This is a genomic window from Vibrio sp. R78045, assembly GCF_042466085.1.
Lineage (GTDB): Bacteria > Pseudomonadota > Gammaproteobacteria > Enterobacterales > Vibrionaceae > Vibrio > Vibrio cyclitrophicus.
The window spans coordinates 135949-151643 of the sequence record NZ_JAXHBS010000012.1; the positions used below are offsets into that span (position 1 = coordinate 135949).

Annotated in this window: 27 protein-coding genes; 20 read left to right on the plus strand and 7 right to left on the minus strand. The window is 39.6% G+C overall.

Annotation, left to right across the window (positions count from 1 at the left end; genetic code table 11):
• Window positions 1-25: 25 nt before the first annotated feature.
• The 13 genes from SJY39_RS10420 to SJY39_RS10480 all read left to right on the plus strand — a co-directional run bounded on the left by SJY39_RS10420 (window position 26) and on the right by SJY39_RS10480 (window position 7708).
• On the plus strand, window positions 26-745 hold the full coding sequence (locus SJY39_RS10420; RefSeq protein WP_229636362.1) for an autoinducer binding domain-containing protein: 720 nt from the start codon (window positions 26-28) through the stop codon (window positions 743-745).
• A 239-nt stretch (window positions 746-984) separates the two neighbouring features.
• Window positions 985-1293: a hypothetical protein gene (locus SJY39_RS10425; protein WP_390241934.1), complete on the plus strand. Its 309-nt coding sequence runs from the start codon at window positions 985-987 to the stop codon at window positions 1291-1293.
• Between the two features lie 12 nt (window positions 1294-1305).
• The gene (locus SJY39_RS10430; RefSeq protein ID WP_390241935.1) at window positions 1306-1728 is read left to right on the plus strand and encodes a hypothetical protein; all 423 of its coding nucleotides are present in this window, start codon (window positions 1306-1308) and stop codon (window positions 1726-1728) included.
• Between the two features lie 261 nt (window positions 1729-1989).
• Entirely contained in the window at window positions 1990-2616 is a 627-nt protein-coding gene (locus SJY39_RS10435) for a hypothetical protein (RefSeq protein ID WP_390241936.1), read from the plus strand.
• A gap of 63 nt (window positions 2617-2679) precedes the next feature.
• Window positions 2680-3447, plus strand: coding sequence for an MmcB family DNA repair protein (locus SJY39_RS10440; protein ID WP_390241937.1), 768 nt, complete (start codon window positions 2680-2682; stop codon window positions 3445-3447).
• A 14-nt stretch (window positions 3448-3461) separates the two neighbouring features.
• The gene (locus tag SJY39_RS10445) at window positions 3462-3851 is read left to right on the plus strand and encodes a hypothetical protein (RefSeq protein ID WP_390241938.1); all 390 of its coding nucleotides are present in this window, start codon (window positions 3462-3464) and stop codon (window positions 3849-3851) included.
• Between the two features lie 185 nt (window positions 3852-4036).
• Window positions 4037-4171 carry a hypothetical protein gene (locus SJY39_RS10450; protein WP_390241939.1) on the plus strand — a complete coding sequence of 45 codons (135 nt, stop codon included), beginning with the start codon at window positions 4037-4039 and terminating at the stop codon, window positions 4169-4171.
• A 108-nt stretch (window positions 4172-4279) separates the two neighbouring features.
• Window positions 4280-4630, plus strand: coding sequence for a hypothetical protein (locus SJY39_RS10455; protein WP_390241940.1), 351 nt, complete (start codon window positions 4280-4282; stop codon window positions 4628-4630).
• 43 nt (window positions 4631-4673) lie between these two features.
• Window positions 4674-5177 carry a hypothetical protein gene (locus tag SJY39_RS10460; protein WP_390241941.1) on the plus strand — a complete coding sequence of 168 codons (504 nt, stop codon included), beginning with the start codon at window positions 4674-4676 and terminating at the stop codon, window positions 5175-5177.
• A gap of 257 nt (window positions 5178-5434) precedes the next feature.
• Window positions 5435-5593, plus strand: coding sequence for a hypothetical protein (locus SJY39_RS10465; RefSeq protein ID WP_390241942.1), 159 nt, complete (start codon window positions 5435-5437; stop codon window positions 5591-5593).
• Between the two features lie 292 nt (window positions 5594-5885).
• Window positions 5886-6275 (plus strand): hypothetical protein, encoded by a 390-nt coding sequence (locus SJY39_RS10470; RefSeq protein ID WP_390241943.1) that lies wholly within the window; start codon window positions 5886-5888, stop codon window positions 6273-6275.
• Between the two features lie 265 nt (window positions 6276-6540).
• Window positions 6541-7023: a hypothetical protein gene (locus SJY39_RS10475; protein WP_390241944.1), complete on the plus strand. Its 483-nt coding sequence runs from the start codon at window positions 6541-6543 to the stop codon at window positions 7021-7023.
• A gap of 319 nt (window positions 7024-7342) precedes the next feature.
• On the plus strand, window positions 7343-7708 hold the full coding sequence (locus SJY39_RS10480; protein WP_390241945.1) for a hypothetical protein: 366 nt from the start codon (window positions 7343-7345) through the stop codon (window positions 7706-7708).
• A 123-nt stretch (window positions 7709-7831) separates the two neighbouring features.
• On the opposite strand, the gene SJY39_RS10485 is transcribed toward SJY39_RS10480, so the two are convergent.
• The gene (locus SJY39_RS10485) at window positions 7832-8170 is read right to left on the minus strand and encodes a hypothetical protein (RefSeq protein WP_390241946.1); all 339 of its coding nucleotides are present in this window, start codon (window positions 8168-8170) and stop codon (window positions 7832-7834) included.
• 204 nt (window positions 8171-8374) lie between these two features.
• Here SJY39_RS10485 and SJY39_RS10490 point away from each other — a divergent pair, with 204 nt between their 5' ends.
• Entirely contained in the window at window positions 8375-9106 is a 732-nt protein-coding gene (locus tag SJY39_RS10490) for a hypothetical protein (RefSeq protein ID WP_390241947.1), read from the plus strand.
• Window positions 9107-9237: 131 nt separating this feature from the next.
• On the opposite strand, the gene SJY39_RS10495 is transcribed toward SJY39_RS10490, so the two are convergent.
• Window positions 9238-9633 carry a hypothetical protein gene (locus SJY39_RS10495; RefSeq protein WP_102444016.1) on the minus strand — a complete coding sequence of 132 codons (396 nt, stop codon included), beginning with the start codon at window positions 9631-9633 and terminating at the stop codon, window positions 9238-9240.
• A 146-nt stretch (window positions 9634-9779) separates the two neighbouring features.
• Here SJY39_RS10495 and SJY39_RS10500 point away from each other — a divergent pair, with 146 nt between their 5' ends.
• Genes SJY39_RS10500 through SJY39_RS10510 form a run of 3 tightly spaced genes read left to right on the plus strand, consistent with a single transcriptional unit; the run spans window position 9780 to window position 11093 of the window.
• Window positions 9780-10424, plus strand: a complete 645-nt coding sequence (locus SJY39_RS10500; protein ID WP_229636370.1) for a TfoX/Sxy family DNA transformation protein — start codon at window positions 9780-9782, stop codon at window positions 10422-10424.
• Window positions 10425-10456: 32 nt separating this feature from the next.
• Window positions 10457-10876 (plus strand): hypothetical protein, encoded by a 420-nt coding sequence (locus tag SJY39_RS10505; protein WP_102444014.1) that lies wholly within the window; start codon window positions 10457-10459, stop codon window positions 10874-10876.
• A gap of 46 nt (window positions 10877-10922) precedes the next feature.
• Window positions 10923-11093: a hypothetical protein gene (locus tag SJY39_RS10510; protein ID WP_157936460.1), complete on the plus strand. Its 171-nt coding sequence runs from the start codon at window positions 10923-10925 to the stop codon at window positions 11091-11093.
• On the opposite strand, the gene SJY39_RS10515 is transcribed toward SJY39_RS10510, so the two are convergent.
• Together SJY39_RS10515 and SJY39_RS10520 are read right to left on the minus strand one after the other, a co-directional pair.
• The gene (locus SJY39_RS10515) at window positions 11082-11258 is read right to left on the minus strand and encodes a hypothetical protein (RefSeq protein WP_157936458.1); all 177 of its coding nucleotides are present in this window, start codon (window positions 11256-11258) and stop codon (window positions 11082-11084) included. The genes SJY39_RS10510 and SJY39_RS10515 overlap by 12 nt on opposite strands.
• Window positions 11259-11310: 52 nt before the next feature.
• The gene (locus tag SJY39_RS10520; protein ID WP_102444013.1) at window positions 11311-11601 is read right to left on the minus strand and encodes a helix-turn-helix domain-containing protein; all 291 of its coding nucleotides are present in this window, start codon (window positions 11599-11601) and stop codon (window positions 11311-11313) included.
• Between the two features lie 273 nt (window positions 11602-11874).
• On the opposite strand from SJY39_RS10520, the gene SJY39_RS10525 reads away from it, so the two are divergent.
• The 3 genes from SJY39_RS10525 to SJY39_RS10535 all read left to right on the plus strand — a co-directional run bounded on the left by SJY39_RS10525 (window position 11875) and on the right by SJY39_RS10535 (window position 14693).
• A complete protein-coding gene (locus SJY39_RS10525; protein WP_229636371.1) occupies window positions 11875-13122 on the plus strand; it encodes a DNA cytosine methyltransferase in 1248 nt (415 codons plus the stop codon).
• Window positions 13123-13161: 39 nt separating this feature from the next.
• A complete protein-coding gene (locus SJY39_RS10530) occupies window positions 13162-13716 on the plus strand; it encodes a hypothetical protein (protein WP_102444011.1) in 555 nt (184 codons plus the stop codon).
• An 89-nt stretch (window positions 13717-13805) separates the two neighbouring features.
• Complete coding sequence (locus SJY39_RS10535) at window positions 13806-14693, plus strand: DUF4942 domain-containing protein (protein ID WP_390241948.1); 888 nt, start codon at window positions 13806-13808, stop codon at window positions 14691-14693.
• A 60-nt stretch (window positions 14694-14753) separates the two neighbouring features.
• Here the strand turns inward: SJY39_RS10535 and SJY39_RS10540 are convergent, their stop codons facing one another.
• The 3 genes from SJY39_RS10540 to SJY39_RS10550 are packed head-to-tail and all read right to left on the minus strand — an operon-like array spanning window position 14754 to window position 15694.
• A complete protein-coding gene (locus SJY39_RS10540; protein WP_133149474.1) occupies window positions 14754-14969 on the minus strand; it encodes a hypothetical protein in 216 nt (71 codons plus the stop codon).
• A 12-nt stretch (window positions 14970-14981) separates the two neighbouring features.
• A complete protein-coding gene (locus SJY39_RS10545; protein WP_102444008.1) occupies window positions 14982-15494 on the minus strand; it encodes a hypothetical protein in 513 nt (170 codons plus the stop codon).
• On the minus strand, window positions 15473-15694 hold the full coding sequence (locus tag SJY39_RS10550) for a hypothetical protein (RefSeq protein ID WP_229636373.1): 222 nt from the start codon (window positions 15692-15694) through the stop codon (window positions 15473-15475). Before SJY39_RS10550 ends, SJY39_RS10545 begins: the two co-directional genes overlap by 22 nt.
• Between the last annotated feature and the right edge of the window lies 1 nt (window position 15695).

The following is a 15695-nucleotide window of genomic DNA, read 5'->3' on the forward strand; positions in this document are numbered from 1 at the left end:
GAACCCACAATGAATTAATAGAATTATGAAGCATAACATCAATGTAATAATTGAAGACTACATACAGCAGTTGCTCACTTGTGAGTCTAAAGAAGATGTCACAAAAACCTTGCAAGCCGCTGCATCCTTTCTCGGTTTTGATTATTTCGCCTATGGAATTAAGACCAAGCTTCCTATTACATCACCTAGAGTAGAGATGCTTAATAGTTATTCTGACAAATGGAACGACCAATACATAAACAAAGGTTTAGCCTTACAGGACCCGTTAATATCTCTTGGCATGCAGCGAAGCCACTTTATTATTTGGGACAATGTTATTGATGAGTCAGCTCATTTTTGGCAGCAGGCTAAATTGCATGGTATCCATGCCGGTTGGTCTAAATCCACACACTTCCCTGGAGGAGCCGCCTCATTACTCTCATTTTCACGCGGGGAGTCAGATACGCCCATAAAAGAAATCAACGCTAATATGCCTTACCTGTTATGGATCGCTAGTATCGCTGACTCCTGCATGGAAAAAGTACTCGATATAAATACAACCCCCTCTCCTAGCACTCACCTAACCCCCAGAGAAATTGAAGTTTTAAAGTGGACGGCAGATGGAAAGACAATGTCAGAGATAGGAATCATTTTGAATGTATCTGATAGGACAGCTGAGTTTCACCTCGCTAACGCAGCAAAAAAGCTGGGGGCTCCTAATAAAACTTCTGCAGCAGTTCGCGCAGCCTTACTTGGTCTGATTTAGTCAAGGTACCACCAGCCACAAATACAACACAAACAGCTGAACAAAAGGGTGGCGCTCGTTATTAAATATGTGATGGTCAATTATCAAATCTCTTGATTTAGTACGCATTGCGTACTATTTTAGACATAAACTCCTAATGGTAATAATTGGGATAAATTAAACCGTAGAGATAGCCCCTTCTTGTATAGAGCCTATTGTGGAATTTCTTCAAGGTAAGCTATCGAACTGAAGGGGAACTAATGATCGATTTCAGAGGTGGTAAAGTCGGGTGGACAGAACTCAGTCGTCGCTATGGTATCCCGATTTCAACTCTTGTTAACCGTTATGATTCTGGTCTACGTGATGACGAATTGGTGAGTAAGCTACATAAGGGCAGCGGTAATAAACGCGCAGCATCCAAACTTACAAAAGAAGAAGTCATAGAAATAAAGATTAAGCTTCAAACAGCAAAGTTTACGCAAACAGAGATAGCTAAACAGTTTAACGTTCACCAAAGCCACATTTCTGATATTAAACGTGAAAAAAAATGGGCTGAAATTAAAATCTAGAGGAAATAAATTGTGAGAATTGACTATGAATACCTGAACAACTTCTTAAATTTAGTCTTAGACAATGGTACAAGTGACTTCAAACTCAACGCCGAATCATTTCAAACTCTATGGCCAAAGGGAGATGATGAAGCTTTAGATAAGCTAGTCTTCCACCTTGAAATATTAGCTGATCAAAATTGCTTAGAGTCAGCTCTTACCAATAAAGACAGCATTGGCTTTAGAAGAACAGGTTCAGGTTGGATAGTTAGTCTCGTACCTTTACGCCTTACAGCGACTGGACATCAATTTGCGGCTGACATAACCAAACCAACGGTAATAGATCAATTAAAAACGTCCTTCGCTGACGCAGGGCCTAATGAGGTTGTAAAAATCGCGTTTGCATTAAGCAAGAATGTACTTGAAAAGAAATTAAAGCAGATAACCGACCTATGAGGATTATGATTCATGGTCACTAGGATAACTATACTATCGGTTTTTGTTGGTCTGGGTATGTACCTTTCAAGCCCATATTTCAATACACATATTGACAAACAGCATGTCAGGAAAGTTCCATTTAACCAGGCTTCAACTGTCGTCATGGACGAGCCTAAGACCCAATACCTCCCTAATTCAGAGAATTTGCACAAGACCTTTGACAATGAGAGCTTAAACGCAACGCATGAGAAAAACACAATAGCAAACGCAGAGTTGATAATGTCTGACTCTCTACAGGACTTACACCTGAAACAGTTCACTGAGTACCTGAACGGAGAAGTTGCAAGTGAGCATACTATTATAGCGTTTTATACAGATAGCCGTTGGTATAACTTTTACGAGGATCTCGGGTACAAACCAGAAGATATTGATCAATTGATCGTTGTTAGAAACCAATATTTATCTGATGTAAGTCAATCGGGTAAGAAGTATTACTTCCACCGCTGGTCTAGCTCCCCCCACTCAATCATCTCAAAATCAATTGCCTTCGAAATTTTTCTGCACTTCGGTTACGGAGAGGACACGGAGATGATTTTAAGCAATAGTTTGGAAAATGTAGCTAGTAAGTATGGGATCACTACATCGCTGGTCGAGACAATCGCAAGAGTACACCTCCTGAATTCAATAGGTGAGATTGAATCAGCATCTGCGGCATTCAACTCGTCGCTAAACAATCAAGTTGATGAGATTAAATTTGATGCGGCTTTCGTAGAGTTTTTGGAAGAGCAAGCGGGATACTCAAAAAAAGTGATAGTCATCGGTGATAAGCCGCTACATGTAATAGTTGGTACTTTATCAACAAAAACAAACTCAGCAATCTTAGAGAAATCATCTCTTACTGAGTGATGAATTGATGTGGTGCGGGAACACCACATCAATCCAGCCAACAAGGACTAAAAAGGAGTCATTATGGCGACATCTAATTTAACTCACAATGAGCTAGCTAACAATCTTGCTCGCCACCTAATGGGCGAGAGTCGTATGGTATGGGAAGATCTCCCCGCAGGTAAAAGAGGTTCCGTTCGTCCTGATGTATTCACCATTGAAAAAAGCTTTGCCAACCCTAATCCAATTTCTTACGAAATTAAGGTTAGTTTATCGGACTTTCGTTCCGACGTTACGAAAGCAAAGTGGAAAAACTATTTAGACTTTTCTTATGGCGTTGTTTTTGCCGTTCCGAAAGGGCTAGTCACGAAAAAAGACATTCCTAATGGGTGTGGTTTAATCACATTTAACGGGGAGTTCTGGAATACCGTTAAACGCCCCACTCTTAATCCTGCCAAGCTAAATGATGATCTTTTATTAAAACTGCTCATTTCTGGCAGTCAGAGACAAACTCAACCAGAAATCATTCAACCTCGTGAATTTGAACATTACAAAGAACATGAGAAGTTACGTAAAAAGTTTGGAAAAGACATAGGTTCGAAACTTCATTTCATTGACGAATATCCATCAATGAAAAAAGAGTTAAAGAAAATGCGGAATAGTTTTTCAAACCTCTTTGATATCGATTTAGATCATTGGAATTTCGAGGATACTGTTCGCTGGCATATCGAACAGTTAGAAATAATGGCCAATGAGAATGAAAGAAAAGCAGCTATAGCTAAAGAACTTGGAAGCCTATCTAGCGATATAGAGCGTAGGTTTAATTTGATTATAAACCAATACACGTCATAACGAGGGAATGTTCTATGCAGATTAAAGCTGATTACACTCAACAATTTGATACTAAACGTGGCTTAGTATTTGTTCCTGACTTGATTATTGACGGTACCAAAACTTCAATCAAAAATGCTCAACAATATGATACAAAATCTGAGGCAATTTCAGAGGCTGAATCTGTAATTAAACGGTACCTTGAAAATAAAAACCCGACCAAAAAAACGGTAGAAGGTCTAGGTGACTTCAACGAATCAAGCGAATCAAACGCAAAAGCCTCTGCTAGCTTAAGAGTTAAAATGGAATCAATCCGACTTACCATCGATACCATGACAGATAATCAATATGGGGACTGGATTGAGAGTTTAGAATTCGATGAATTCTTAGAGCTTGCTAGTCTAAGCAGTAAATACCAAGACTAGGGGAAGGCATCGTGACACTGCAAAAATCGTCATTAAGGAAAATTATATGAAATGGTGTTGTGACACTTGCGAGAAATCAACCGTTCACTTACTAGATTACATATCTGATGAGACAAAAAGGCCAAAGTCATTCTTGTCTGCAAAATTAACATGCACTGTTTGCGAAACTGTTGATTGGGCTACTGATGAGATTTTTGAAGCTCATACTTGTTCTGGCAACGGTAATTGGTGTTGGTGTAACGACACTCAACACCAACATTGTACTCAGTGCGATGCTATCTGCAGTATCGACCCAACATATGAGCCGTAGCACAAAATAAGATTATCTTACGAACCCTTGTAAATGGGGTAATACCCCATTACTATATCATTTAATGAAATTATCAAACTGAGCTATTGCTGGTGGAAATTAATGATTAGGAACAACTATGTTTGAAACAAGGCTTAAAGCAACCCCTACAGATAAACTCAAAACTCTTCCTATTGCTTGGGAGGAAATCTACTCCCACCAAAAACGACTGATTAACGCGTTCTACAAAGCCCTGATTCATATCGTCAAAGGAGATCTGCTCGTTTTGGTCACGTTTTACCTGTCTACTCACTTCTTTGAAAACCCAATTATTATTGGATTATCAATCATGGAGATTGTTACGTTCTTCACAATTTTTCACCTTGTTTCATGGGTGGTATTAAAGTATCCGAGCGAACGTAGAACATGGGGGCACATGCAGCAGTTAACTAACTTTGAATTCATCAAAAGAACAACTTTCTTAGCATAACCCTTAACTAAATTGTTCATTAATAGACAGCAGGTATACTTAAATGAAACCTTGTAAGATCCCACGCTCAATAGCTGTTGGCAGTATATTCTACTCATATACTGCTTGCTCTTATGATGACGGCACGAGCTCGGTCATTGAACATGAGTGGCATGTCCGAAGCATTCAAAAAAAATCTACATGGATTGACCTGGCTGGCACGAGTATCTTAAACAGCACTCGAAAAACAAGATTTGTAGGTATGGCAAGTAAGGTCAACGGCTTAACTTGGGTAAAGGGGGCTTGGACTAAACATATACCTAAAGATCATTTGTTGAGGTTCGAATTTAAAGAGCAACTGCCTCAAGGGGTTTACACTACAAAGCTTCAAGCTATTAAGTATGCAATTGAGGTTTTCAATACAGACATACTCTGGTATGAAACAAAGCTTTCTGAGATAAACCAACCCTCCGAGGCTAAAAGGTATAGCGATGATCTACTCGATCTTAAGAAGGAATTAAAACTACTAAAAGGTAAACTAACTCGCTTAAGAAATTCATCAAAATAATTTTAGAGTGCCTTGTGATAACACTCGAACCGTTACTTTAGCAACTGGGTACCGAACACCCGAGGCGTAAGTTCCACCAGCTTTTTAAATGCAATTTACCTACTCAGCTATCACGTATTTCTGCTATTATCGTTACGTCAAAGGCACACTAGGTGTTAAGTGCCAGCGTTAACAAACGTCACCCCTCCTCACCTCACTTGGTTAATAAACCACTGCTTTTAGACCGTGATAAATCACAACTCCCAAAAGGTAAATCTATGAAACATAACGCCACAGTAATCATTAGTGATGACGATTCAGAACTTGAATTCCAAATATCTGCCACTTCCTCCCATTTGAGAACCCGCGCAATTGAACGCTTACTTGAAAATGAAAGTGAGTCTGATGTTCTTTCAATCGTGTACTGGACTGAATAGCCCAAAAGGAAAATACGTTAACCGTAAAGCAAATCGAGATGGTTCTATATCAATTTCACAATGGGCGTGAATTTATATACTTACCCGTCAATGAGATCATCAAGGCTACAATCAAATCTAGCAATTAACTAATAAATGGGGCCGGCATAATGCTGGCCCTCTTTTGTTTCTTACCCTAATACACGCTGAGTACTGTAGACCTGTGCGGATTATGCCCCTAGATATGTTGAATTGATGATTAAAATGAACGACAATCAAATGGCGTATTACATCATTTAGAAAGGTAGCCCTCATGGCTGTGCCGATAGACCAGCAGATTGAAACTTATAAGCTTAGATATGTTTTGACATACTCTCAGTATCGGGAACAGATCGACAAATGGACCCGAGAAGTATTTGACGCCGGTATTACTACGGACAAAGGCAAGCCGATCCCAATTACTTTTTGGGGAGTATTCCTTGGTATTAGCCGTAAAACACATTCAGACATTTATAAGCTAGTCCACAACACAAATGATATACCTAGCCCCGACAGGCTGGTGCCTAAATATTACGTCAGAAGCGTGTTTCTAACGAATCAACTTAGTAAAAGAGCTTTCAATGCAGAAGTAAAGAAAGTGTATGCACTCACTAGCCTGGGTGGTTCATTCATGACTGAATTAGAAGAGTCTGCAAGTAGGTAGAGGTTGGATATGTGGAAAAATAAATATTTAGGCTGCACTCCGGTAACATGGATTTCACTACTCATTGTATTTGCTTATTCAGCATATTTAGCCCTTGGGTAACAAACCCTAAGCTTTACTTCGATTGCCTATAAAACTAATATTACCTCACAACGAGTGACATTGATGCTTTAAGTCACAAAGCTATGCTTGCATCCCTCTTAACTATCCATCGCTGGTGGACCTCATTGAATCCATACAGAAACACCCCAAAAGGAAATTACTTATGATCTGCAAAGTATCATCCAATACTTACACCTGTAAAACCCGTGGTCACGACATGAAGCTAACCATTAATGCTAATGGCTCATGCACGATGGCAACAATTAACTCTTCTCAACAGGCTCACAGAGGGCTTGGAATCTCAGAGTTTAAAAATATTTCTGAAGTTGAAAAAAAGTATAAGTCTTGGCGCGGGATCGCCGCACTAACACAGGCAAACACCAGCAATAACAACTCTTTCATTATGGTTAGCCCTTTAAAAGGCAAACTTCATGTTGATTGCGAAATCAATACGCATGACAAAGAGATACTTGATTACGTTTGTTACACATTCAGCTATCTGCTCAAACGAAATATAGAGACACCATTAAGCGAAGTCGCAGAACTTATTGAGTCATATCATAGTGATGAGAGAACGAAAGCTATCGCGAGTAAACTCCGTGAGTTAAGTCAACGACCAACTCTAAACGAAAATCCAACACACTAATGTCATCTTTACTAGAAAGCCCATGTATAAAAACGGCAAGCTAAATTGAAAGTGACTATCAAACAAATTCTGAGGGTCTTTGACCAACTCTAAATGAAAAACGATACAACGAGGTAACTATGTTAGACCGTTCAAGTTTTGAAAAGGTAAGGATTTGGGCCTATATGCAAGCAGGCGTTAACCGGCCACCTTTACCAAAAATTATCAGAAAACTATTTGCCAAGTCTCCTTTGCATCGAGCGTGGTTACAAGGTCATTCGGGTAGCTTCCTGTTAGCTATATTGGAGAGAAGTGCGAAATAGGAAACAAGGAAATCACTATGAGTTATATCCAACTGATAAATACGACAAACAATGAAGTGGTACAACAGCGTCTTGGTGGGCCCAGTGAGGTTAATCATCATAAATTGAACACTTGGAATGTGAAAACAGGCCTTAAGGTTATTTGCGTAGCCAGTTCAGACTATGCTCAACCGTACAAATTTATGAGTCCAGTACCAAAGGAAACCAAAGTTTTCGTTTATCAAGACGTAACACTGGACACTCTTCCAATAAACAAAACCCCTACTTGGACAGGAACGGCATTCGAACTCGAGACAATGGAACTTGGGGCTCACTCCATTGTAGGAGAGAGCTGGTCAGCTTTTACTAGTGACGGTAAATGGATCGGTACTTCTGAGTACTAAATACAAAAAGAGCGGCCTGGCCGCTCTTTTTTTATATCAAGACATTCAACATCATCTGGGCTTAGATTTTAGCCATTCAATCATTTAAACACCCTACCCACATTGCTGCCCCATATATCTAACTTAACGCTCTAAAATTGATTGTTCTAACTCACCAATGGTGGTCATGAACTTGGCATGAGCTCTCCAATTCATCTTCAAAATTGGTACGTATTTCTTAGCATCTTCACATTTATTAACAGCAATACCATCGTCACACAAAGCAAGATATATGCGATGAGACCTAAGTGATTCAAAGAGAGCTTCTCTGTCATAAATATCTACCGAATTTGCAATAACATCAGATTCAAGATGGTTAATGTAACGTCCCATCAACTCCCCCTCTGTCGTAACATCAGTTTGGAACGCACTGGCCTTACCCACAAGACCCAATATTATCAATATAACAGATACGAATCGCATGATTACATGCCTCACTTGGTTAATGTTATTACACCTAAAAATGGTGTAATAAATAGTTCTACATGGTAGATTCAACAAAGGATTATTACAACCCAACAAACCTAGATTGATTGCTTTTTGTACTAGATACACCCAGCTTATCCACTAAAAATGAGCATAACTGGGAATTAAGCTTTACTTTCAATAACTTAATCATGGTAAGCAATGAACCTTAAGTCAATATTTAACATCGTTAATCTTAAGCAACACCCCGAGATGAGACCGTTCATATACTTAGCAATACATGAGCTGAAACAAGATCCAGATGAAATATCGCTTAGAGATATTATCAGGTACTTAGAGAGCGAAGTTAACTCGGCCAACCAAAAACTCACCAAAGAGTTAGATAACAGCTCATTTGCAAAGGTGGATATAGAAAAAACAAACCAGCAACTCATAACCACACTAGAGAACGCTATGAGCTGTACCGCTGAAGACTGTGATATTTCGGTTGAAGACAATAGCTTCATAAGCCGAAGGGGCCATTTCATCGAATACAAGCGGGATTTCACAACGGAAATTGAGTACCTCAAAAGCTTCATCGTCCAAAGGCACATAATCAACCTGCCTATCATCATCAACATCATTGGTACGCCTAACGTCGGCAAAACAGCACTATCAACAGTACTAACCTCCACTGGGAGTAATGTAAGCTATTTTGATTGCTCTGAAAAAGTAAACATTAGAGATATTTTGATCAATACAGCCAGCACTACAGTAATCATAGATGGCTTAAAGCGAGGCCTTTGTTCGATTGAGTTTTTAAAGACTTTATGGGACTTCGCGAAGAAGGGCGGGATTATTATTTTTATGAGTTCAGAAGCCTTAGATTTTAACTACCTCAAAGAGAATGTCGTAGAGTTAAGATTAACGAGTGCGACATTAAGTGAAAGGTAGCTAGTCACTAAAGGTCCAGCATTAGTTATCTCTATCTTGCTTAAAGGTAAACCACCACCATATAACAGCCACAAGTAAAACTAAAAACAACCCACTTAGGTACGGAAGATTGATCGTATTCATAAAATTATTTAACACTCCAAAATAGTAGCTAATTTAAAAAGATCTCTTTCAGGTAAGGTTGAGCACCTATAACTTTTCCAGATAGCGTAATCAGCATCAGTGATGACTAAATCTAACTCAACGTCAACCGCATGGTCATGTAAGCGAAACATTGAATTGATAGCCGCAGCTTCAATTGACTGAGTATCTTGCCTAACCTTTTGAGCAGTTTGTATTTCGAATTCCAATTTCGCCCTACAGGACATTTCCAAGGGCGCGATGTCGGTGTCACTACATTCATTAAAGTGAGCTGTTATGAATTCAGTTAACTTCAGCTGATCACTTCTATCGATGTCGACTCCATGGTTATTGAATACCCATATACCAAGAAGAACAATTAACGCCGCACAAAAATACCTTTTCATAAGAGGACCACGTCACTTAACCATAGTTATAAATATACACGTTCCTAGCGAAATACATGGTCAATGTGAAAATTATGCGGCGTTGTTTGAGAACGAATCTTTATAAGTTCAGAATTAGCCTATCACGGATATTGAGGAAATGAGTCATGACAGTCGATTCAACATACAGCGAAAGTAAAGAGCTCCTTGAGCACTATCAAGTTCACGTCGACTACTTCTGCAAGGCTCTTGATAACGCCAAAGTACGGTCTCAGTTTGGTTGTTTCGCGATTTATGTAGATGAAAGACCAGTTGTATTCCTGGTTAGAGGAGAGGTTTTCTATCGATTGTCAGAGGAACAGTTAAAGAGTATTCCAGAAACATCTCGCCACCAGCTCAAGCAATCACTTCGCCACAACAGGTGTAGACATCAAAATTATCACAGAGTCGACGTAGATTATCGCTCTGAGGCCGCAATAAAAATCATTAAGGATTCGCTTAAAAGCTGGACCATCAAACCTCAGCGCATAGTTAGTGAAAACCGAATAAAAGACATGCCTAATATGCGCTTATGTCACGAGAGAATGCTAAAGAAGATTGGGATCACCACCCCGATTGAAATGAGACAAAATACAACCGAAGAAATCATGAAATCATTATTCAAAGGTGACATGGAACCAATCCTCATGCTTCAACTTGCCCTGTATATTGAGGGAGCTATTAAAGTTGAACATTGGTCGCTGATACCACATGAGCGTCGAGAAGAATTATCTAAATTCATTAACTCAAAGTGTCATGTATTCGTAAATTGATAAACCGCCCCCCCTTTTAACAGGAGCTTCCCATGAAAACCATGGCTTTCAACAAACACACTATTAGTTCAATTTTTAATAAGTTGGTTCGACTGTCTTTCAAGTTAATGATTTTGGCCGTCATTGCATTCGCATCTCAACTAGGCCAATACATGGTTAGTATTGAGGATGCAAGAATGCATGCCATTGCAGAATGGAACGATAAAAATCCAGACCGAATTGATGATTCAGTTACATTCATTAACGACTGCTTAAATTCAAGACCTAAAGAGATTAATGAAAACCTTGAAACAGAGTTCAAAAAAGCAATTCTAGTCGAAGAAAAACCGATTAGCATTTATGATTGCGGGGAAAAATTGGGGGTCGGTAGCTTGATGCTTGATCTAAAGAAAATGGACAATTCAATGATTTCATTGGCGTGGCCACTATCTATTTTTACTGACAACTTATAATTACCCTAAGACACTCGACTGAGTTAAAACAGAGATAAAGATTCAAATGACTATAGAAACTGAGCAACCTACAATCCAAGAACTTGAAACAAAAATGCAAATTTTACAGGAGGCGATTCATTTCGCGAAAGAGCATGGCTACTCAAGTGTTACTATTGATATTGACTTGCTAGAGGTGCTACTCAAAACCAGCAAGTCTAACCAATCAATCAACTAGCTTTAGAACGGGCTTGCCGTTGTTAGTTTTACTCTTAATTACATCCCGTTTTCCAAGGTGAATAAAACGCTCGCAAGTCTTTTTTAACTGCTCCTCTATTGAAGGATCACTTACCCCTTCCGACACCACTGATAAAGTGGCCAATTTTGGCTTGTCACTTTTCATTATCATCCTCCTTCATATGGGATTTATACTTTACGTATATTCAAATTTGCCTCTACAAATCATCACTGCTTTTTTGTATGGATAGTACTTGGCGCATGTAGGGGGCTTCCTTTTTCATCCATGACAGTTTGTAAGGCCCCCAATCTAATATGACGTAACGTCCGGTCTTCTTAGCACCTATAAACTCAACCTTTATATCAAGTCCTTCTAGTGAATCAATAATGTTCTGTATTGTCCTGTAGGGCATCTCTAGCTCACGTCGAAGCTTTGGAACACTATCTATACCGCAGTGGATCGAATAAGCAACCAAGTATCGCTTATACAATTGAGCCTTTGTGCTCATAACCCAAGCCTCATTAAAAACCTATCAAACATATATGAACTTCAATAAAATATTAACCCATTCCACCAAAGATCAACAGGTACCAATTGCTACCGCTATCACGGTCATTTTATTAAATCTATTTGTATCTAGTTGCAGGTTGGATTAGCATTAAATAGAACATTAGCGAACTGGCACTTTATCGCTAAGGACAACTGTCCGTGCCCCTCCCCTCTCTACCACCGCTGGTGGACTTAAAAATTGGCCTTTGCCACTACCCACAAGGAAACTCTAATGAAAATTCCATTCATCGACATGTGCGCTGGGATAGGTACTTTTTCCTATGCGAATGCACTTACAAAAAACTCGGCAATTGATTTTATCGGGAGTTGTGAAATAGATACGTTTTGTAATCGCGTCCTTCATAAACATGGCCATGAACTATTGGGTCCTCTCGACTGGATTGGTAAGCCTGAAAGTGAAAACCAACACAGCCTATATTGTAAAGAAATTGAACACCCCGCTTGTGAACTGACAGGTCTAACTACCATCACACACGAAGAGATCATGGAAGGTGTAGTTGAGTGGCCAAAAGGGATTTGCATTGGCTTTCCCTGTCAAAACATTTCGCCAGCATCTACTGAGGATTTGAGCGGCGTTGCCGGTTCCAAAAGTAGCATAATTGATGACGCTTTGAGCTTTGCTGAAAAGTACGACTTAGAATACATGATTATGGAGAACTCAAGTTTATTACCTAATCGAGGTTTAGATGTACTGCTGACAAAGCTTGACTCGATGGGGTTCGCGGCTGAGTGGGAAATTATTAATGCTGTTAATTTTGGGTACCCCTATTACCGGAGTCGTTGCTTTGTTATTGCATACAAAGAAAACACAGCTCCATTGAACTTGAATGAACAAGTATTTACGCGAGTAGCCAAGTTTGCAAACCAACATCCTGGCGACAAATTCCCATTACTCGATGACCATTCTCCTCAAAAGCGAGAATTGGCTGTTACCCTTGAAACAAAAGGTAACTTTCGACGCGACAGAGTTGGAGCACTGGGTAACGCAGTGGTCTTAGACAAAGCAAAAGCTATAATTCAGTCATTAAGTGACATGATAATTGAGAGTCAGCAATCCACGCTTCCTAACCTAAATTTTGATCGTCCAAACCAAGCGTTTGACATTAATCAGCTTGAGGTTAACAAGGCCGGTTACCGCGTAATGCCCAAAAGAGGCTTTATGATTAATTCTCAATACTACACAGATGAAGACAACAACACTCTTAATCCCCCTAGGAGTACCTATAAGAACCTATCTATAATGCCATCATTGATTAGAAGTGATATGAAGAACAACTTCACTAGTTCAAGCAGAACTTCGCGTCCTGGGACTCTCGGGGGCTTAGTTGGTGCGTTACAAACTAAATTTGGCTTTGACGCTGGTGGACTTAATCCACATTATTGCGAACTACTTCAAGGATTCCCCAAGGGATTTACTGAAGTCGTTAAAAATGAACTCAGTTTTAAGCTTCCATCTTAAGCTACACCCTAATACTACCTACCCCATAAGGAAAACATCATGAAGACTACCGACACATTTTCACTCGATAGTGATTTCAGCATCACCTACTGCAACAATACAAGAACCATCCGACAACTACCGAATAACTGCCTCCTTGCCACCAATCAAACCCATGGTGTGCGTTGTGAGTTCATTATGACACCAGACCTAAATTGTAATATTGACCTTGTCCTATGCGCGACAAAGGTCCTAATGGAGCATCAATATAAATGGACCGCCACCAAGAAGGAGCAACTCAATACGGTGAAGGCCATTGCTGATGAGTTTAAGTCGAGCAAGACGAAAGCGATGAACTTAACCACTCAATATTTACGAGCAAGGCTATGTTTGGTATCTCGAACAGCTTTTGAGTCAGTTCAGGAAACTGTACGTGGCGAAAACACGATATTTATTAATAGTGCCGATAATGAGCTGATCATCGATCTAAACCATCTTAAGTCGGTGGATGTTGAACGAGCTGAACTAGTAAAAAGCATCATTATCGAGGGTAGTGAAATACCCTTAATTGAAGATGTGATTAAACAAGATCATTGCCTGCTTTTACATTGCTAGCATGACGAATCTAAAGAATTTGAAAAATATATGAGCTGTTTACGCAGCTCATTTTTCATTCTGCTATCCACTACCCAAAAGGAAAAACCATGACTCAGGAACAATCAGTCATTCCATTGAAATTGTTAGATTCCCTCCTCACTAAAAGAGAGCAGCTAATTAGCATTTACTGTGCAATCACTAAGCTTCAGAAAGACTCTTTAGCTATTGAAGATAATATTGAGCAAGAAGTGCCAAGGGTTAATGAAGCGTACCTCTCTGTATTTTCGGGCCTATCCATTGTTGTTTCTCAAGCATTAGATGACAGTACCCAAAATCGTAGCCACGCCCGTTCCACCAGCCTCCGATACCTTTCACAAGAAGAAATCGATAAAAGGATTACAACCACAATAGACCGCGAACTCTGGAAGTTAGTATTCAACCGACTTGGACTAATGGGAATGATGTCTACCAATCAAAGGGCTCAACTTAACAAAGAGTTAACTGACTCTCCCAAGCCTTTTACTATTGATAACTTAGAACCCACAATGAGAAGTTACTATCAGGATAGGGATTTACATCACCTGAATTGCCTAATAGATACACTTCAAGGATTGAATGCTTTTTACGTAAGTAATCAGAAACCCGTCTTTAACAAGAAGATTATCATTGAGGAAACCACCACTACTAACAACACGCTCACAGTTAAACTTCAGTCGATAAGCGAACTTAGGCCGCTTGTTGCTTCAATATGGAAATGGTCCCTACACTCGGACTGGAAAATAACGGAAGACGGAGTAGCAAGCGGTGACCTTTGGGATCATCTAAATGCGAAGGTTAATGAGTGTGATGGAGATTGGGACTTATTAAGGCAACTCGACATAAATGGCATTAAGTTTAAGTTCTTCAAGAAAGGAACGGCTCATATCGAGTTACCCGCACCTCTAATTGACTGCCTAAACGCTCAAATCGAAAAAACTCAATTCCTAAATAAGTAATTAAAAGCCCGCGAATATCGCGGGCTTTTTGTTGATTGGTAGACAGGAAAGTTAAAGTGGTTACTCGTTCGCATGATGATTTAGTTTAACCAACCATTCACTGTTGATATCCCTAACTAAAATACCTTTATCTACTGCAGCTTCAACTAGTTGGGAAGCTCTGCTATAGCCTATACGCATGTAACGCTGGACCCTTGATACACCAAAGGATTCACCCTGAAATTCAGGTATAGTTTTCAATGCATTCAAATCACTTTCTAACATTGGGTATGACATTGTTTTAAACCCCTAGCTTTGTTCCTTCTCAAGGATTAACGCTTTCTTTGCTTCGATAAATCGTTCTATTTCAAGTTCGTACTTTTCATCGGACATTGCCTCAACCTGCGCACGGTCATAAACAGAGAAAAACTCAGCTCTTCCGCCTTTACTTGCCATGTAACCAATTAGCTTTTCAACAGCTTTTGAGTCAGTCATATCCCTCAAATTTAGGTTGCAGACATCTTCAAAAATATCGACAAGCATTTCCTTTAACGGTACGTCTAAGTAACCCCACATATCAGTAACCGATCTACTGTCCTTGGTAAAAACCCCTGTCAATATGCTGTGCACATACGTTTCGCTTGAACTACCACCGCCTTTTATCAAGGACTTCAAAACTAAATGTTGATAATGTTCCATAAATTTCAAATACCTTATTCCATACAATTTTTCACTTTGAATACCACCAACTCGGAGAATGACCAGCGGAATGGTCCACCATGGCTTTTCAAAAACAGGTTCTATGATATTTTTGCTGGCCACGCATCCCAATGAGCAGCTTCATACAAGCCCTCTCCAATCCCCATTAAAACCGAGCGATCTGAAATAAACGCTTCTTCTATTTTATTGAGTGGCGCGTCGTCTGGTAACTTAGAGAGCTCTCCAACTGGATGGTAAATCTCAACTCGTTTAACCCAGGTACGTACATCTTGAGGAGTCAACTTCGGCAATATTGTCGACATA

What these genes read in the sequence shown, in the direction of transcription:
- SJY39_RS10440 (WP_390241937.1), top strand. Translation starts at nt 2,680, where the DNA reads ATGGCGACATCTAATTTAACTCACAATGAGCTAGCTAACAATCTTGCT.
- SJY39_RS10535 (WP_390241948.1), top strand. Translation starts at nt 13,806, where the DNA reads ATGACTCAGGAACAATCAGTCATTCCATTGAAATTGTTAGATTCCCTC.
- SJY39_RS10420 (WP_229636362.1), top strand. Translation starts at nt 26, where the DNA reads ATGAAGCATAACATCAATGTAATAATTGAAGACTACATACAGCAGTTG.
- SJY39_RS10540 (WP_133149474.1), bottom strand. Translation starts at nt 14,969, where the DNA reads ATGTCATACCCAATGTTAGAAAGTGATTTGAATGCATTGAAAACTATA.
- SJY39_RS10485 (WP_390241946.1), bottom strand. Translation starts at nt 8,170, where the DNA reads ATGCGATTCGTATCTGTTATATTGATAATATTGGGTCTTGTGGGTAAG.
- SJY39_RS10500 (WP_229636370.1), top strand. Translation starts at nt 9,780, where the DNA reads ATGACAGTCGATTCAACATACAGCGAAAGTAAAGAGCTCCTTGAGCAC.
- SJY39_RS10530 (WP_102444011.1), top strand. Translation starts at nt 13,162, where the DNA reads ATGAAGACTACCGACACATTTTCACTCGATAGTGATTTCAGCATCACC.
- SJY39_RS10520 (WP_102444013.1), bottom strand. Translation starts at nt 11,601, where the DNA reads ATGAGCACAAAGGCTCAATTGTATAAGCGATACTTGGTTGCTTATTCG.
- SJY39_RS10435 (WP_390241936.1), top strand. Translation starts at nt 1,990, where the DNA reads ATGTCTGACTCTCTACAGGACTTACACCTGAAACAGTTCACTGAGTAC.
- SJY39_RS10465 (WP_390241942.1), top strand. Translation starts at nt 5,435, where the DNA reads ATGAAACATAACGCCACAGTAATCATTAGTGATGACGATTCAGAACTT.
- SJY39_RS10505 (WP_102444014.1), top strand. Translation starts at nt 10,457, where the DNA reads ATGAAAACCATGGCTTTCAACAAACACACTATTAGTTCAATTTTTAAT.
- SJY39_RS10470 (WP_390241943.1), top strand. Translation starts at nt 5,886, where the DNA reads ATGGCTGTGCCGATAGACCAGCAGATTGAAACTTATAAGCTTAGATAT.
- SJY39_RS10460 (WP_390241941.1), top strand. Translation starts at nt 4,674, where the DNA reads ATGAAACCTTGTAAGATCCCACGCTCAATAGCTGTTGGCAGTATATTC.
- SJY39_RS10490 (WP_390241947.1), top strand. Translation starts at nt 8,375, where the DNA reads ATGAACCTTAAGTCAATATTTAACATCGTTAATCTTAAGCAACACCCC.
- SJY39_RS10480 (WP_390241945.1), top strand. Translation starts at nt 7,343, where the DNA reads ATGAGTTATATCCAACTGATAAATACGACAAACAATGAAGTGGTACAA.
- SJY39_RS10525 (WP_229636371.1), top strand. Translation starts at nt 11,875, where the DNA reads ATGAAAATTCCATTCATCGACATGTGCGCTGGGATAGGTACTTTTTCC.
- SJY39_RS10455 (WP_390241940.1), top strand. Translation starts at nt 4,280, where the DNA reads ATGTTTGAAACAAGGCTTAAAGCAACCCCTACAGATAAACTCAAAACT.
- SJY39_RS10450 (WP_390241939.1), top strand. Translation starts at nt 4,037, where the DNA reads ATGAGATTTTTGAAGCTCATACTTGTTCTGGCAACGGTAATTGGTGTT.
- SJY39_RS10550 (WP_229636373.1), bottom strand. Translation starts at nt 15,694, where the DNA reads ATGTCGACAATATTGCCGAAGTTGACTCCTCAAGATGTACGTACCTGG.
- SJY39_RS10495 (WP_102444016.1), bottom strand. Translation starts at nt 9,633, where the DNA reads ATGAAAAGGTATTTTTGTGCGGCGTTAATTGTTCTTCTTGGTATATGG.
- SJY39_RS10445 (WP_390241938.1), top strand. Translation starts at nt 3,462, where the DNA reads ATGCAGATTAAAGCTGATTACACTCAACAATTTGATACTAAACGTGGC.
- SJY39_RS10425 (WP_390241934.1), top strand. Translation starts at nt 985, where the DNA reads ATGATCGATTTCAGAGGTGGTAAAGTCGGGTGGACAGAACTCAGTCGT.
- SJY39_RS10515 (WP_157936458.1), bottom strand. Translation starts at nt 11,258, where the DNA reads ATGAAAAGTGACAAGCCAAAATTGGCCACTTTATCAGTGGTGTCGGAA.
- SJY39_RS10475 (WP_390241944.1), top strand. Translation starts at nt 6,541, where the DNA reads ATGATCTGCAAAGTATCATCCAATACTTACACCTGTAAAACCCGTGGT.
- SJY39_RS10510 (WP_157936460.1), top strand. Translation starts at nt 10,923, where the DNA reads ATGACTATAGAAACTGAGCAACCTACAATCCAAGAACTTGAAACAAAA.